Raw genomic sequence first — 14371 nt, forward strand, 5'->3', positions numbered from 1 at the left:
TCAAGCACCCAGTCCACGAGAAGCGCCGTGAGACCCCAGATGAACTGGTCGCCGCACACGAAGGCGGGGCTCAGGAACCCCGTCGGGTGGCTCGCGGTGACGCGGACCGCCTCGGAAGCGAGGTCGGAGATCCGGTAGCAGTGCACCGCGCCCGTCTCGGCCGGGTTGACCGGTTCGAGCGGCGCGCCGCCCTCCCACACGCCCAGCACCGTCGTCACGTCGAACCGCGAGGCAGGCACCCACAGCGGCGGCAGTTCGCCGAGCAGCAGCCAGGCCCAGGCGACCGCGAAGACCACCTCGGTCAGGCCTACGAAGCTGGCCACCGTCGAACCCAGCGAGCGGGCGGCCACGAAGCCGAGCAGGTAGGCCAGGGCGGCGGCGACCAGGCCCAGCTCTACCAGGGGCAGCCACCACGGCCAGGTGCCGCCGAAGGCGACCACGTCGGCCGTCGAGGCAGTCAGCGGCATCAGGCCCACCAGCCCGGCGACCGTGAGGGCCACCGCGCCGACGCCAAGCCCCGCGGACACGAACGCCACCGGCGGGATGCCGGGGGTTTCGGCGGAGGTGATGAAGTACACCGCCATCCCGAAGGCGGCCAGGCACGCCCACGCCAGGCCGCGCGGATCCACGCCTGCCAGATCGCCCGGGTTGAGCACCACGGCCAGCCCGGCGATCGCGACGAGCATCCCCAGCAGCGTCAGCGTGGCCGGACGCCGACGCGTGCGCGCCCAGCCCCACAGCACCACCCAGATCACGCCGAGGTACTCCACCAGCAACGCGATCCCGATGTCGATGTAGCGGATCGCGTTGAAGTAGGCCACCTGCACCATCGCCCCGCCGAACAGGCCATACAGCACGATCGGACGCCAACGCTCCTGCAGCAGCCCCCAGCGGCCCCGCAGGGCGACGGCGGCGGGCACCGCGAGGATCAGCGCGGCGACGCCCAGCCGCACGATCACTGCGGCGGCCGGTGACCAGCCCGAAGCCAGCAGCGGCTTGGCGAACGTCCCCGACGTCGCGAACGCCGCGGCGGACAGCAGCGCCAGGCCGAGCCCGCCCCAGGTCCCCACTCCTGCAGGGGACGCGAGCGCGGCCGGGGATGCGGTCGACCTCACGCGTTCATGCCGCGGGCGGCGACGTCCCAGCGGCCGACCAGGCGACCCTGCGACAACACGGTGAACTCATCGACCAGGTTGACGGCGTTGCACGCGTGATTGGGCACCACCCGGACGGTCGACCCCAACGGCGGCAGCGGCTCCCCGTCGAGATCGGCCACCGCGTGATGCTCGGAGAGAAGGACGATGCGGGCCTGCGGGTGGTCCAGGAGCCGGCCGAACCCGGACGCCCAGGCCGCCTTGTCAGCGCCCAGCACCTTGGAGCCCGCATCCAACACGAGACGCCCGCCCGCGTGGCTGACGACGGTCGCATGGCACGTCAGCGCGATCTGCTCCGGGACGCAGGCGCCGAGTTCCCACTGCTGGGCGTCGTTGAACACGTACACGCCCGGCCGCGTCTCGGTGAGCCCCTCCCCGGTCGCGGCCAGACTCGGGGTCGACCCCCCGCTGATGATCCGCGGCACGATCCCGGCAGCAGTCATCGCCGCGGACGCCACCCGCAACGCGGACGCCTCCTGCGCGGCGGCGCCGATCCGGGCTTCCGGGCCGTAGCTGTGCCCCGGGAACGTGAACACACCGGCCACCACGAGCCCGGCGTCAGCCGCCTGCGCGGCCAGTTCCCCCGCCTCATCGGGCAGGACGCCAGAGCGGTGATGACCCGAGTCGACCTCGACGATCCCCTCCACGCCCACCCCGGCCAGCCTGCGGGCGGCCTCGAGGGAGTCGAACCCGACCCGGACCGTCCCCTCGGCCGCCAGCCGCCGCAGCCGGGACGCGCGCTCGGCGTCCAACCACACCGGGTAGGCGATGAAGACGTCATCGAATCCGGCCTGGGCGAAGACCTCGGCCTCCCCGATGGTCGCCACCGTGATCCCGGACGCGCCCGCCTCGGACTGCCGGTGACCGATTTCTGGGCTCTTGTGGGTCTTCACATGCGGCCGCAACGCCAGCCCACGCTCGGCAGCCCAGTCGGCGACCCGCTCGATGTTCGCATCAAGCACGGGCAGATCAAGGGCGAGGAACGGCGTCGCGGGCAGCGGGCGAGACATGTCGGCAACCTACCTCAGCGCGGACGCCTCCCCCGCCCCTCGTCAGCGGTTGGCGCGCTTCTGGCGAGCGCGGACCTCGATGTTGATCGGGGTGCCGACGAACCCGAACTCCTCGCGCAGCCGTCGCTCCACGAACCGGGTGTACTGCGGATCCAGGCCGCCGGTGGTGAACAGCGCGAACGTGGGCGGGCAGTTGTGAGCCTGCGTGCCGAACAGGATGCGTGGCTGCTTGCCACCGCGGACCGGGTGCGGATGGGACGCGGCGACACGCCCCAAGAAGCTGTTGAGCTGCCCGGTGGAGATCCGCGTCTCCCAGCCCTCCAGCGCGGCGTCGATGGCCTTGCGGAGCTTGTCGACGTTACGGCCGGTCAACGCGGAGATGTTGACGTGGGGGGCCCAAGCGAACGCCTGGACGTCGCGCTCGACCTCCCGTTCCAGGTAGCGACGGCGCTCCTCGTCGGTGAGGTCCCACTTGTTGTAGGCCACCACCAGCGCCTTGCCCGCCTCCTCGACCATGGTCAGCAGCTTCAGGTCTTGGTCGGCGATCGTCTCGGACGCGTCGATGACGACAATGCACACCTGCGCCCGCTCGATGGCCTGCTGGGTGCGCAGGGACGCGTAGTACTCGTGCCCGGAGGCCTCCTTGACGCGCCGCCGGATGCCCGCCGTGTCGATGAACCGGTAGACGGCCCCGTCGAGTTCGACCAGCTCATCGACCGGGTCGACGGTGGTGCCCGCGAGATCGTTGACGACCGCCCGCTGGCGTCCGGTGAGCTTGTTCAGCAGGGAACTCTTGCCGACGTTGGGCTTGCCGATGATGGCGACCCGGGTCGGGCCGCCGACCTCTTCGAACTGCTCTAGCGGAGCCTCCGGGAGCGCCTGCAAGATCGCGTCCAACAGGTCGCCGGAACCGCGGCCGTGCAGCGCGGAGACCGCGTACGGCTCCCCCAGCCCCAGGTTCCACATGGCGGCCGCCTCGGATTCCAGCCGGGCGTCGTCGACCTTGTTGGCGGCCAGCACGACCGGCTTGCCGCTGCGGCGCAGCACCTTGACGACGGCCTCGTCCTCATCGGTCGTACCGACGGTGGCGTCCACGACGAACAGCACGGCATCCGCGGCCCCGATCGCAAGTTCGGCCTGATCGGCGATCTGGGCGGCCATGCCCTTGGCGTCGCTGATCCAACCGCCGGTGTCGACGACGACGAAGTCGCGGCCGTTCCAGGTGGCGTCGTAGCTGACGCGGTCCCGGGTCACGCCGGGCATGTCCTGGACGACGGCCTCCCGGCGGCCCAGGATGCGGTTGACGAGTTGGGACTTGCCGACGTTGGGGCGTCCGACTACGGCGAGAACGGGCTTGGCGGTCACGAGATCTCCTTCGCGAGGGCGACGACGGTGGAGACGACCTCGTCGAGGCTGAGTTGGGTGGTGTCGAGCAGGTGGACCCCGTCGGCGGCATGGGTGAAGTCGACCAGGGCGGAGTCATCGGCGTCACGGCGCAGCACCTGGTCGCGGAGCTGCGCCTCGCTGACCCGATCGCCCAGTTCGTCGCCGCGTCGCTCCAGCCGGGCCCGTGGGGCGGCGGTGAGCAGAATGCGCAGCGGCGCGTCGGGGTAGATGACGGTGGTGACGTCGCGTCCTTCGGCGACGCAGCCACGGGGATCCCGGTCCATCAGAACCCGCTGGCGCCGCACCAGATCGGCACGGCACTCCGGCACGGTGGAGACGGCGGAGACGTGCTGGGAAACCCGAGGTTCGCGGATCTCGTCGGTCACATCGCGGCCGTTGACGCGGACCCAGCGCTCATCGGGGTCGAGCGACAGATCGATGGTCGCGCCCGTCGTAGCGGCGATGACGCCGGGGACATCGGCCGGATCCACCCCGGCATCCAGGAACGCCACCGCGACCGCCCGGTACATGGCACCGGTGTCGAGGTAGGACAGTCCCAGTTCGCGTGCCACTGCCCGGGCCGTCGAGGACTTGCCGGACCCACTGGGTCCGTCAATGGCGATCACGAGGCGTCGGGGCACCCGCTCATCCTAGTGGAGGCGAGGCGGGAGCCCGTCCGCGACCCGATACACCCCCTAGGAGCGCACCGTCCAGCCGTGGTCGGTCATCGCGGTGGCCAGCACCGCGGACGCAGCCGGTTCGACGTGGACCCCCAGCATGCCGACCGGACGCCCCGGGTCGTGCTCGATCGTGATGTCTTCGACGTTGACGCCGGCGGCCTCGATGTCGGCGAACAGCCGGGCCAGCGCGCCGGGGGCGTCGGGGATCTCGATGACGACCTCGACCCACGCGCTCGGGGCGCTGCCATGCTTGCCAGGCAGCGCCTGCGTGCCACGCCGCCCCCGCGCCAGGAAGGCCTCGACGGCGTCCGGGTCATCGAGGACAGTGATGAGCTTGCCCAGGTCTTCGTGCAGTTCCTCCAACTCGATCCGCAGCGCCCCGCTGTTGGCGGCGATGATCTGACGCCACAGCTTCGGATCCCCGCCCGCGATCCGGGTGACGTCACGCAGCCCCTGGCCCGCAAGCTGCAGATGCTCGGCCGGGACGTCGAGCAAGCCCCCCGCCACCAGCGCACTCATGAGCTGAGGAATGTGACTGACCTGCCCGACCGCCTCGTCGTGGTGTTGGGCGGCCATGGTGACCAGCCGGGCACCGCACAGTTCGGCGAGCCGGCGCACCACCAGCACCGACTGCGCCGCCGAGGTGTCGTGCGGGGTGATCACCCAGGTGCGATCCACGAACAGATCCGGCGACGCGGTCAGTGGCCCGTCCTTCTGGGATCCCGCCATCGGGTGGGAGCCGCAGTAGCGCGACAGGTCGACTCCCGTGGCGCGCAGCTGCCCCAGGACGACCCCCTTGACGGACCCGACGTCGGTCACGGTCGCGTTCGGGTAGGTGCCCAGCGCATCGGCGATCACCGTCGCCAAGGATGCGGGCGGCACCGCCACCACCACGAGCTGATAGGCGGACGGATCCAAGACGGAGAGGGTCCCGGCACCCCGGGACGCGGCGACCACCGCGTGGCTGTAGCGAGCATCGGACAGATGCACCTCGACGCCGGCACGGGTCATGGCCTGAGCCATGGAAGCACCCACGAGGCCCGTCCCGATCACGAGGGCGGGGCTCAACGAAACTTGGATCACTGGCCATACTCTAGCCAGCCACTCGCACGGAGCCGCGTCGCGACCAGGAAGCCGTGCCCACCCCTAGGCTATGTCGGGTGACCTCGCCGAAGCGGCGCCCGACGCTGTCCCCCGACATGTCCGGTGCCGAACTGCGCCGCTGGTACTGGTTGCGCAACGAACTGGTGGACTTCGCCCGCACCCTCGGAGTCACGACGACCGGCACCAAGACGCTGCTGACCCAGCGACTCGCCCACGCCCTGGACGGCGTTCCCTCCACCGAACCCGCCCGCACACGCCAGCGCAGGACCGCGGCGCTCAGCGGCTCCCTCACGGCACAGACCGTGATCCCCTCCGGTCAGCGCTGCAGCCAGCCGGTGCGGGCTTGGTTCACCGATCAGGTCGGACCCGGATTCCGGTTCGACGCGCCGATGCGGGAGTTCTTTGCGCGCAGCGACGGCTCCACCACTCTCGGCGATGCGCTGGAGCACTACCGCTCCACACGCGAACCCACCGAACGCTCCATCGATCCCCAGTTCGAGTACAACCGCTTCACTCGGGCTTGGTACTCCCAGCATCCAGGCGGCTCGCGCGACGCGCTGCTCGTCGCCTGGGCGCGCTACCGCGACCGGCCCGTCGACGAGCGCGGCCGCGCCTGACGCATGACGGGGGTGCCGGTCCCGCAGGTTCCGGCCCGGTCGGGCCCGGGGGCTAGGCTCGCTGCGACGCTCCGCCCGCTCGTAGGAGGCCCCGGTGAACCGCTCACTCGCGATCGTGCTCGACCTCGCCCTCGTGGTGCTCTTCGCCGCCCTCGGACGGGCCAGCCACGCGGAGGTCCTCGATCTGGGCGGCATCAGCCGCACCGCCCTCCCGTTCGTGGCGGGCACGCTGATCGCCTGGATCGCGTTGATCCTGCGCAAAGCGTCCGGCTCAACGGTGAGGTCGGGAGCGTTCGTGTGGGCGATCACCGTGATCGGCGGCATGGTGTTCAGGATGTTGCTGGGCGACGGGACGGCGGTGGCCTTCATCGTCGTAGCAGCGGTCACGCTGGCGTTGTTCCTGATCGGGTGGCGGCTCGTGGCCTGGATCGTCGGCCGTCGTCGCGATCAGGGACGCTGAGCACGGCGACGGCGCGCCGCCCACGGTCACCGAGGGTGACCGAACGTCACAAGGCTGCGGCGTCCACCAGGTGCTCGGTGGCTTCGTGGTCGGTCTCCTGATGCACGATGTGGAGCTGGATGCGAGGATCCAACGAGGAACCGCCCAGCTCGACCACCCGCTCCCCGACGTGCCACTCATACCACGGGAACCCCGCGCCTGCGCGGCGGGTCGCCGGGCCCAGGCGTCGGGTCAGTTCCTGAACCAGGGTCTCCAGCGCGACCATGGTGCCTTCCTCGCCCCACAGGTACCAGCCCACTCCCCGCAGATCGGCGTCGGCGCGTTCCCCCTCGCGGGACCAGCAGATCTCCGCATCGCCCCAACCGAGGATGCCCCCGCCCCATTGGGTCCACGAGCCGATCGCCCTCGTCGGGGCCATCCCCAACTCCTCGAACCATGCGCGTCGCTGGGCCTCCCCGTGGGGCCAGGTTTGGGTCGCCACACGCACCGTGAGGTCGATGATCTGCTCAGGGTCGGGTCTCACAAACTCGAAAACTACCCCGTCGCCGGGCCCCGCAACAGTCCCCAGGCGAGGGACCACTACATGAACCTGACGAGGGGTTTCGGCCTCACGCCCCGAATGCGACGCAACATGCCAAGCTGAGATCATGTTCGTCGCGACGTACGGTTCGCCGACGGCGCCCGCCGTGATTCTGCTCCATGGAGCCGGCGTCGCGGGATGGATGTGGGCGCCGGTGATCACCCGCCTCGCCGCCACGCGCCGGGTCCTGGTCCCCGACCTTCCCGGCCACGGTGCGAGCGCCGCGGAGCCGTTCGACGGCGTGGCGGCCACGGTGTCGGCGCTGGCCGATCTGCTGGGCGACGGGGCTGCTGTCGCCGGGTTCTCCTGGGGCGGGCAGCTGGCTTTGCATCTGGCGTCCGAGCATCCGGCGTCGGTGCGCTCGGTGAGCGTCATCAGTTCCCTGGCACGTCCCCTGCCTGCCGCCCCCGTGCTCGATCCGATGGTCAAGGCCACCTTGCCGCTCGCCCGTCACCGTTGGTTCGCACGGCTCCAGGCGACGAGCATGGGCGTCCCCGCCGCCATGATGGACGACTACATCGACACCTCGGTGCACGTCGACCCGGACGCCCTCGCCGCGATCCTCGCCGCGAACAACCGCTTCGTCCTGCCCCGCGGTTGGGCGGACTATCGCGGACGCGTGCTGGTGGCCTACGGCAGCTGTGAGCCCCGCAGCGTGCGGGGCTCAGCCACCGCCCTCCACGTCAGCGCGGCGCAATCACGCCTGGTCGAGGTCATCGGCGCCCATCACGACATTCCGTTCCGGGTCCCCGACTGGCTGGCCGACGCGCTTCAGTCCTCGGTCTGAAGAGCCTGCACCCACGACGGACGCGGGCCGTGATAATCCGCACCGTAGGCGCCCGGCGCGGGACGTCGCCGCTTCCTCGGCGCCACCGCACCGGGCGCGAGCCGCCGTACGAACAACAAGAAACCGGTGTGGCCGCTGGTGGAGTGACCAGGCCGGATCGCCAATCCCTCCGCATGCCAATCGCGGGCCGTGTACTCGCGCATGACGGGCTCGGTGAAGCCGCCGTGCGTCCGCAACGTGTCGGCGGTCCGGCCCAACTGCGTGGTCGTGGCGACATAGCAGCACAGGACGCCACCGGGCACCAGACGCTCGGCGACGGCCTCCACGCAGTCCCATGGGGCGAGCATGTCGAGGATGACGCGATCGACCTCCTCGGGTCCGATCACCTCAGCCAAGTCCCCCAGCCGCACCTGCCAGCCCTCGGGCTCCTCGCCATGGAAGGCCCGCACGTTGCGCCGGGCCACCTCGGCGAACTCGGGCCGGCGTTCGTAGCTGAACAACCGGCCGGTGGGGCCGATCGCCCGCAGCAGCGCGATCGACAGGGCCCCTGAGCCGACCCCCGCCTCCAGGACACGAGCACCGGGGAAGATGTCGGCCTGCATGAGGATCTGGGCGGCGTCCTTGGGATAGATGACGGCGGCCTCGCGCGGCATCGACACCATGATGTCGTGCATCAGCGGGCGGAACACCAGGAACTGGTCGCCGCCCACCGAGGTGGCGACCGCCCCCTCCGGGCCCCCGATCAGGTCATCGTGCCGGATGCCGCCCTTGGTGGTGTGGAACATGCCGCCCGCACGGAGCACCACCGAATGACGGCGTCCCTTGGCGTCGCTGAAGGTCACCCGTTCGCCCTCACGCAGCGGCCCGGTCGAGGTGGAAGGAGAATCGGTCACGCGCGCAGGCTCCAGAGTCCGAGTTGCCAGGCAGGCCCGAACGGCTGCCCCTGAAGGGTGACGCCGGGGCCGAGCAGCATGGTCTCGGCGGCCAGCGACTGCGGCAAGACGGTGAGGTCCGCCGCGGCTTGTTGTTGGATCTCGGCGAGCAGCGCCTCACGGGTGGCGGCGTCCGAGGTAGAGCGGGCGTTGCGGACCAGGTCGTCCACTTTGGCTTGGGACCCGGGAAGCGTGTCGTCCACGTAGGGCTGCAGCCAGCCGAACGCAGTGTTCACCCAGGCGGGCCGGTCGGAGAGGATCAGGTCGGCATCCGTGCTGTCGGGCTGCAGGAGCACCGACACTCCCGCGCTCTCCTCCAGCCGGTCGCGCAGCAGGCCCGCCAGATCTCGCTGCCCGGGGGCGGTGGACGTGAACCCCAACGTGAGCCGCAGGCGCTGCGCGCCGATGTCGGGAATCTGCGCCTCGCCCCCGGCCGGGAACGACGCAACCGAACCGGTGACCTGCGGCGGGATGATGGACGCGGCGCTGCGATCGGCCTGCAGGGCCGCGGCGACAGCGGCCCGGACTTCCTGGTTGTCCCGGTACGGCGAGGACGGGTTGAACAGGACGCGCTGCAGCCTGACCTGCGGCAGCGGGACGCGGCTGAAGCCCGAACGGGTCACGCCGCCCCCCTCGTTCATCTCCGCAGACAGCCGTTCCATGGCTGCGGCGCTGAGACTACGCCACACCACGTCGGTCGCCCCGGCGATGACGTCCTGCTCGGCGGCCGCGCTGTCGGCCGCGAAGGACAGCTTGATCTCGTCGATCGAACCGGTGAGCGCCCCCTTGTAGTCCTCGAACCGCTCGAAGACCAGATGATCGGCTGCGGTCGTCACCAACGCGTAGGGACCCGATCCGACAGCCTGGGCATCGTTGGGGCGGATCGCGTCGGGATCATAAATCTCCTCGTCCACGATGCTCGCGGCCGGCGTAGCGAGCGCGTAACCGAACTGGGTATCGGCGTACTTCAGCTCGAACCGGACCGTCTGGTCGTCGACGACCTCGACCCGTTCCAGGCTGTCGAAGAGCTGAATCGAACTGCTGGGCACGTTGAGCCGATAGGCCCGCTCGATGCTGAACTTCACGTCGGAGGCGGTCAGCGGATGCCCGTTGTGGAAGGTGAGGCCCACCGGCAGCTGGCACTCGTAGCTGGTCGCGGACGTGTACAGGCAGTCGGTGGCCAGGTCCGGCTTCAGGTCTGCTTCCTCCGGGTGGACCACCATCAGCCGACTGAACGTGTTCAGGGCGACGATGGCGTCGGCGGAGGTGGTCGCGGCGGCCGGATCATAGGTGGCCGGGACCTCGGTGGTGGTCACCGTGAACGGCCGCTCCGTGGACGGCGTGGGGGTGGGCGTCGGCGGCTCGACGGGTGCCGCCGTGCAGCCCACCAAGGCGAGCGCAAGCGCCGACGCCGTCGCCGCCATCGCCCTACGCATCGCGCAACTCCCGCCACAATGCGGCCGCCGCAGCCCACGTCAGCCCCTCCAGCGTGGGGACCAGTGCCCGTCGCGGTCCAGGCTGGATGGCTTGCTCGAACGGGACGCCCAACGTGGGCATGCCCGCATTCTGCGACGAGAGCGTGCCCGGGAACGAGTCCTCGATCACCAGGCAGTCCAGCGGGGCGACCCCGAGTTCGGCGGCCGCCCGCAGGTACGGCTCGGGATCCGGCTTGCCGTGGGTCACCTGGTCACCCCCGACGATGACCGCAAACGACCCGGCGGGCAAGGTGTCGACCACCTGGCGCAGCACCGAGGTGAACGACATGGACACCAGCGCGCAGGGGACACCCGCGTCGCGGGCCTCCGCCAGCAGGGCGGCCGCGCCGGGCCGCAAGGCGACACCGGCGTGGATCATGTCCTCCAGCGCGTAGTCGTTGAGGACTCCCGCGTACTGCGCTGCGTCCAGATCCTCGCGACCGGCGATCCGCAGGAGGGCACGCGCGCTATCGGTCAGCGCAAGTCCTACCAGTTCGCGGGCGGCCTCGGGACTGATGGACGGCCCTCCGAGTTCGGCCACCAGGCGCGACTCGGCGGCGTGCCAGGAAGGCTCGGAGTCGACCAGCGTGCCGTCGAAGTCCCACAGCAGGGCCGCGGGCGCCGCGCCCGCCTCGCCGTCTCCGGGGCGAGCCGGTGCGGCGGCGTGTGCGTCAGCGGGCATTGAAGTACTTGGCCTCCGGGTGATGGACGATCAGCGCGTCGGTGGACTGCTCGGGGTGCAACTGCAACTCCTCGCTGAGCATGACCCCGATCCGCTCAGGTTCGAGCAGAGCCACCAGCTTGGCACGATCTCCCAGATCGGGGCAGGCCGGATACCCGAAGCTGTAGCGGGAGCCCCGGTAGGCCTGATCGCGAATCATGGCGTCCACGTCGGCGTCGCCTCCCAGCCGCAGGTCCTCCCGGACGCGGGCGTGCCACATCTCAGCCAGCGCCTCGGTGAGCTGCACCGACAGCCCGTGCAGTTCCAGGTAGTCGCGGTACGCGTCGCCCCCGAACAGGACCGCCGTCTCCTCGGCGACACGCGCCCCCATCGTAACGAGCTGGAAGGCGATGACGTCGGGGCCGAGCTCGGCGGCTTCCTCCTTGTCGCGGAAGAAGTCGGCCAGGCACAGGCGGCGATCGCGGGTCTGCCGGGGGAACGTGAAGCGGTGCAGTTCACGGCCCGGATCGGTCGGGTCACCGACGACGAGCGTGTTGCCTTCGGAGTGTGCAGGCCAGTAGCCGTACGTGACGGCGAACTCGGCCAGCCCGTCGGTGGCGATCCGATCCAGCCACGAACGCAGCCGCGGGATGCCCTCGCTCTCCACGAGATCTTCGTAGCTCGCTCCCCCGCGGGTGCCCCGCAGACCCCATTGGCCCATGAACGTGGCTCGGTGATCCAGCCAGCCGGCGACCTCAGCGAGCTGGATGCCCTTGACGATCCTGCTTCCCCAGAACGGGGGCGTGGGCACGTCGACGCGGCGGGCGACGTCGGAGCGCGTGGTGTCGAACAGCGCGGCCTCGTCGTCCTCGGTGCGCGTCTTGGCCTTGACCCGGCGTTCGCGCGGGGCGGGCAGCGCCTCCGCGTCGCCGTGCTTGACCGCCATGACGGCGTCCATGAGAGAGAGTCCTTCGAAGGCGTCGCGGGCGTAGCGCACCTCGCCGTCGAACATGCCGTTGAGATCCTGTTCGACGTACGCGCGCGTGAGCGCGGCTCCCCCCAGCAGGACGGGCGTGTGGATCAGCCCGCGCTTGTTGAGCTCGGCCAGGTTGTCCCGCATCACCACCGTGGACTTCACCAGCAGCCCGGACATGCCGATGGCGTCGGCGTTGTGCGCGACGGCCGCCTCGATGATGCTGCCCACCGGCTGCTTGATGCCCAGGTTCACCACGGTGTACCCGTTGTTGGTCAAGATGATGTCGACGAGGTTCTTGCCGATGTCGTGGACGTCGCCCTTCACGGTCGCCAGCACGATCGTGCCCTTGCCGACGTCGCCGTCGGCCTTCTCCATGTGCGGTTCGAGGTGAGCCACGGATTTCTTCATCACCTCGGCGGAGGCGAGGACGAACGGCAACTGCATCTGACCAGAACCAAACAGCTCACCGACGGTCTTCATGCCCGCCAGGAGATCGTCGTTGACGATGCCGAGGGCCGGTTTGAGCGCGAGGGCCTCGTTCAGGTCGTCGGTGAGGCCCTTGTCGTCGGCGTCCACGATGCGGCGCTGCAGCCGCTCCCCGAGTGGCAACGCGGCGAGCTCGGCGGCCCGCGCCTCCTTGGTGCTGGTGGTGGTGACGCCCTCGAACAGTTCCAGGAACGTCGCGAGCGGGTCGTACTCCTCGGCGCGACGGTCATAGACCAGATCGAGGGCGACCTTGCGCTGCTCCTCGGGGATGCGCGCCATCGGCACGATCTTGGACGGGTGCACGATCGCGGAACTGAGGCCCGCTTCGGCGCACTCGTGCAGGAACACCGAGTTGAGCACCATGCGCGCCGCGGGGTTGAGCCCGAAGCTGACGTTGGAGACGCCGAGGGTCGTCTGCACCAGCGGGTGGGCGGTGGTGATGGTGCGGATCGCCTCGATGGTCTCGATGGCGTCGCGGCGGGTCTCCTCCTGCCCGGTGCCGATGGGGAAGGTGAGGCAGTCGACGATGATGTCGGACTCCTTCATCCCCCACGTCCCGGTCAGTTCAGTGATGAGTCGCTCGGCGACCGCGACCTTCCAGGCCGCCGTGCGGGCCTGCCCCTCCTCATCGATGGTGAGGGCGACCACGGCCGCACCGTGCTCCTTGACCAACGGCATGATGCGCTGGAACCGGGAGTCGGGGCCATCCCCGTCCTCGAAGTTCACCGAGTTGATGACGCAGCGCCCCGCGAACGCCTCCAAGCCGGCCTGGATGACGGGCGGCTCGGTCGAGTCCAGCACCACCGGCAACGTGACGGCCGTGTTGATGCGGGAGGCGAGTTCGTGCATGTCGGCCACGCCGTCGCGCCCCACGTAGTCGACGCACAGGTCGAGGAGGTGGGCGCCTTCCCGGGACTGGGCCTTGGCGATGTCGAGGCACGCCTCCCAGTCCTGGGCGAGCATGGCCTCACGGAACGCCTTGGAACCGTTGGCATTCGTGCGTTCGGCGATGCTCAGGTAGGAGGTGTCCTGACGCAGCGGCGTCTCGGAGTACAGGCTCGACACGGTGGCGCCGCCCGAACCGGTGATCGGCACGTCGCGGGCAGGTACCTCGCGCCCGCGGACGGCCTGCGCCAACTGCCGGATGTGCTCGGGTGTCGTGCCGCAGCATCCGCCGACGACGGCGAGGCCGAACTCCGACACGTAGCCGGACAGCGCTTGCGTGAACCCCTCGGGGCCCAGCGGGTAGCGGGCACCTTCGGAGGTGAGCTCCGGCAGCCCGGCGTTCGGCATGCAGCCCACGCCGATGCGGGCGTAGCGGCTCAGGTGGCGCAGGTGCTCGCTCATCTCCGCGGGGCCGGTCGAGCAGTTCAGGCCGAGCACGTCGATGCCGAGGGGTTCCAGGGCTGCCAGCGCGGCGCCGATCTCGGAGCCCAGCAGCATGGCGCCGTTGGTTTCGATGGAGACGTTGACGAGCACGGGCACATCGCGTCCCTGAGACGCCATGGCGCGGCGCGCTCCCTGCACGGCGGCCTTGACCTGCAGCAGGTCTTGGCAGGTTTCGATCTGCACGGCGTCGATGCCGCCCGCCAGCATGGCCCCGACCTGCGTCGCGTAGGCGTCGCGCAGTTTCGTGAAGGGAATGTGGCCCAGGCTCGGCAGCTTGGTGCCCGGCCCCACGGACCCCAGCACCCAGCGCGGCCGCTCAGGAGTGGTTGCGGCGTCGGCGGCGCGGCGGGCGATCTGAGCACCCGCCAAGGCGAGTTCGGCGATCCGCTCGGGGATGTCGTACTCCCCCAGCGCGGACAGGTTCGCGCCGAACGTGTTCGTCTCCACGGCGTCCGCGCCCGCCTCGAAGTAGGCGGCGTGGATCGCCTCGACCACGTCGGGACGGGTCACGTTCAGGATCTCGTTACAGCCCTCCAGGCCCGCGAAGTCGTCCAGGCCGAGGTCGAACCCCTGCAGCATCGTCCCCATGCCGCCGTCGGTGACGATGACGCGGTGATTCAGGGCGGAACGCAGGTCGGGATTCACCCCGCAAGGATAGGCGATGCCCGCGAAAC

Annotated in this window: 12 protein-coding genes and 1 pseudogene; 3 read left to right on the forward strand and 10 right to left on the reverse strand. The window is 70.2% G+C overall.

All coding sequences use genetic code 11. The annotated features are described in order from the left end of the window. The 5 genes from V7E09_RS04375 to V7E09_RS04395 form a co-directional block, all read right to left on the reverse strand. The coding region (locus tag V7E09_RS04375; RefSeq protein ID WP_324523061.1) for an EamA family transporter at positions 1-1115 on the reverse strand (1115 nt) is incomplete at its 3' end. Continuing rightward, positions 1112-2164, reverse strand: coding sequence for an alanine racemase (locus V7E09_RS04380; RefSeq protein WP_324511865.1), 1053 nt, complete (start codon positions 2162-2164; stop codon positions 1112-1114). The genes V7E09_RS04375 and V7E09_RS04380, both read right to left, overlap by 4 nt. A 42-nt stretch (positions 2165-2206) precedes the next feature. After that, the gene (gene der, locus V7E09_RS04385; protein ID WP_324511866.1) at positions 2207-3529 is read right to left on the reverse strand and encodes a ribosome biogenesis GTPase Der; all 1323 of its coding nucleotides are present in this window, start codon (positions 3527-3529) and stop codon (positions 2207-2209) included. Beyond that, entirely contained in the window at positions 3526-4191 is a 666-nt protein-coding gene (cmk, locus tag V7E09_RS04390; protein ID WP_324523062.1) for a (d)CMP kinase, read from the reverse strand. The genes der and cmk overlap by 4 nt, the downstream gene beginning before the upstream one ends. A gap of 54 nt (positions 4192-4245) precedes the next feature. Continuing rightward, complete coding sequence (locus V7E09_RS04395) at positions 4246-5313, reverse strand: prephenate dehydrogenase (RefSeq protein WP_324511868.1); 1068 nt, start codon at positions 5311-5313, stop codon at positions 4246-4248. A gap of 77 nt (positions 5314-5390) precedes the next feature. On the opposite strand from V7E09_RS04395, the gene V7E09_RS04400 reads away from it, so the two are divergent. After that, positions 5391-5951, forward strand: a complete 561-nt coding sequence (locus V7E09_RS04400; protein WP_324511869.1) for a DUF6434 domain-containing protein — start codon at positions 5391-5393, stop codon at positions 5949-5951. Between the two features lie 94 nt (positions 5952-6045). Further along, positions 6046-6411 carry a DUF3054 domain-containing protein gene (locus V7E09_RS04405; RefSeq protein WP_324511870.1) on the forward strand — a complete coding sequence of 122 codons (366 nt, stop codon included), beginning with the start codon at positions 6046-6048 and terminating at the stop codon, positions 6409-6411. Positions 6412-6457: 46 nt separating this feature from the next. Here the strand turns inward: V7E09_RS04405 and V7E09_RS04410 are convergent, their stop codons facing one another. Further along, entirely contained in the window at positions 6458-6829 is a 372-nt protein-coding gene (locus tag V7E09_RS04410) for a hypothetical protein (protein WP_324523063.1), read from the reverse strand. A 229-nt stretch (positions 6830-7058) separates the two neighbouring features. Between V7E09_RS04410 and V7E09_RS04415 the strand changes: the two genes are divergently transcribed. Next, the gene (locus tag V7E09_RS04415; RefSeq protein ID WP_324511872.1) at positions 7059-7778 is read left to right on the forward strand and encodes an alpha/beta fold hydrolase; all 720 of its coding nucleotides are present in this window, start codon (positions 7059-7061) and stop codon (positions 7776-7778) included. Here the strand turns inward: V7E09_RS04415 and V7E09_RS04420 are convergent. From V7E09_RS04420 to metH, 4 genes and pseudogenes are all read right to left on the reverse strand, one after another. After that, a pseudogene (locus tag V7E09_RS04420) lies at positions 7763-8644 on the reverse strand (tRNA (adenine-N1)-methyltransferase); the annotation flags it as partial. The gene V7E09_RS04415 and the pseudogene V7E09_RS04420 overlap by 16 nt on opposite strands. Positions 8645-8667: 23 nt before the next feature. Continuing rightward, complete coding sequence (locus tag V7E09_RS04425) at positions 8668-10146, reverse strand: ABC transporter substrate-binding protein (RefSeq protein ID WP_324511873.1); 1479 nt, start codon at positions 10144-10146, stop codon at positions 8668-8670. Continuing rightward, positions 10139-10867, reverse strand: a complete 729-nt coding sequence (locus V7E09_RS04430; protein ID WP_324523064.1) for an HAD family hydrolase — start codon at positions 10865-10867, stop codon at positions 10139-10141. Before V7E09_RS04430 ends, V7E09_RS04425 begins: the two co-directional genes overlap by 8 nt. Then, positions 10857-14342: a methionine synthase gene (gene metH, locus V7E09_RS04435; RefSeq protein ID WP_324523065.1), complete on the reverse strand. Its 3486-nt coding sequence runs from the start codon at positions 14340-14342 to the stop codon at positions 10857-10859. The genes V7E09_RS04430 and metH overlap by 11 nt, the downstream gene beginning before the upstream one ends. Positions 14343-14371: the final 29 nt, after the last annotated feature.

Origin of the sequence: Propioniciclava sp., assembly GCF_036744435.1 — a bacterium.
GTDB lineage: Bacteria > Actinomycetota > Actinomycetes > Propionibacteriales > Propionibacteriaceae > Propioniciclava.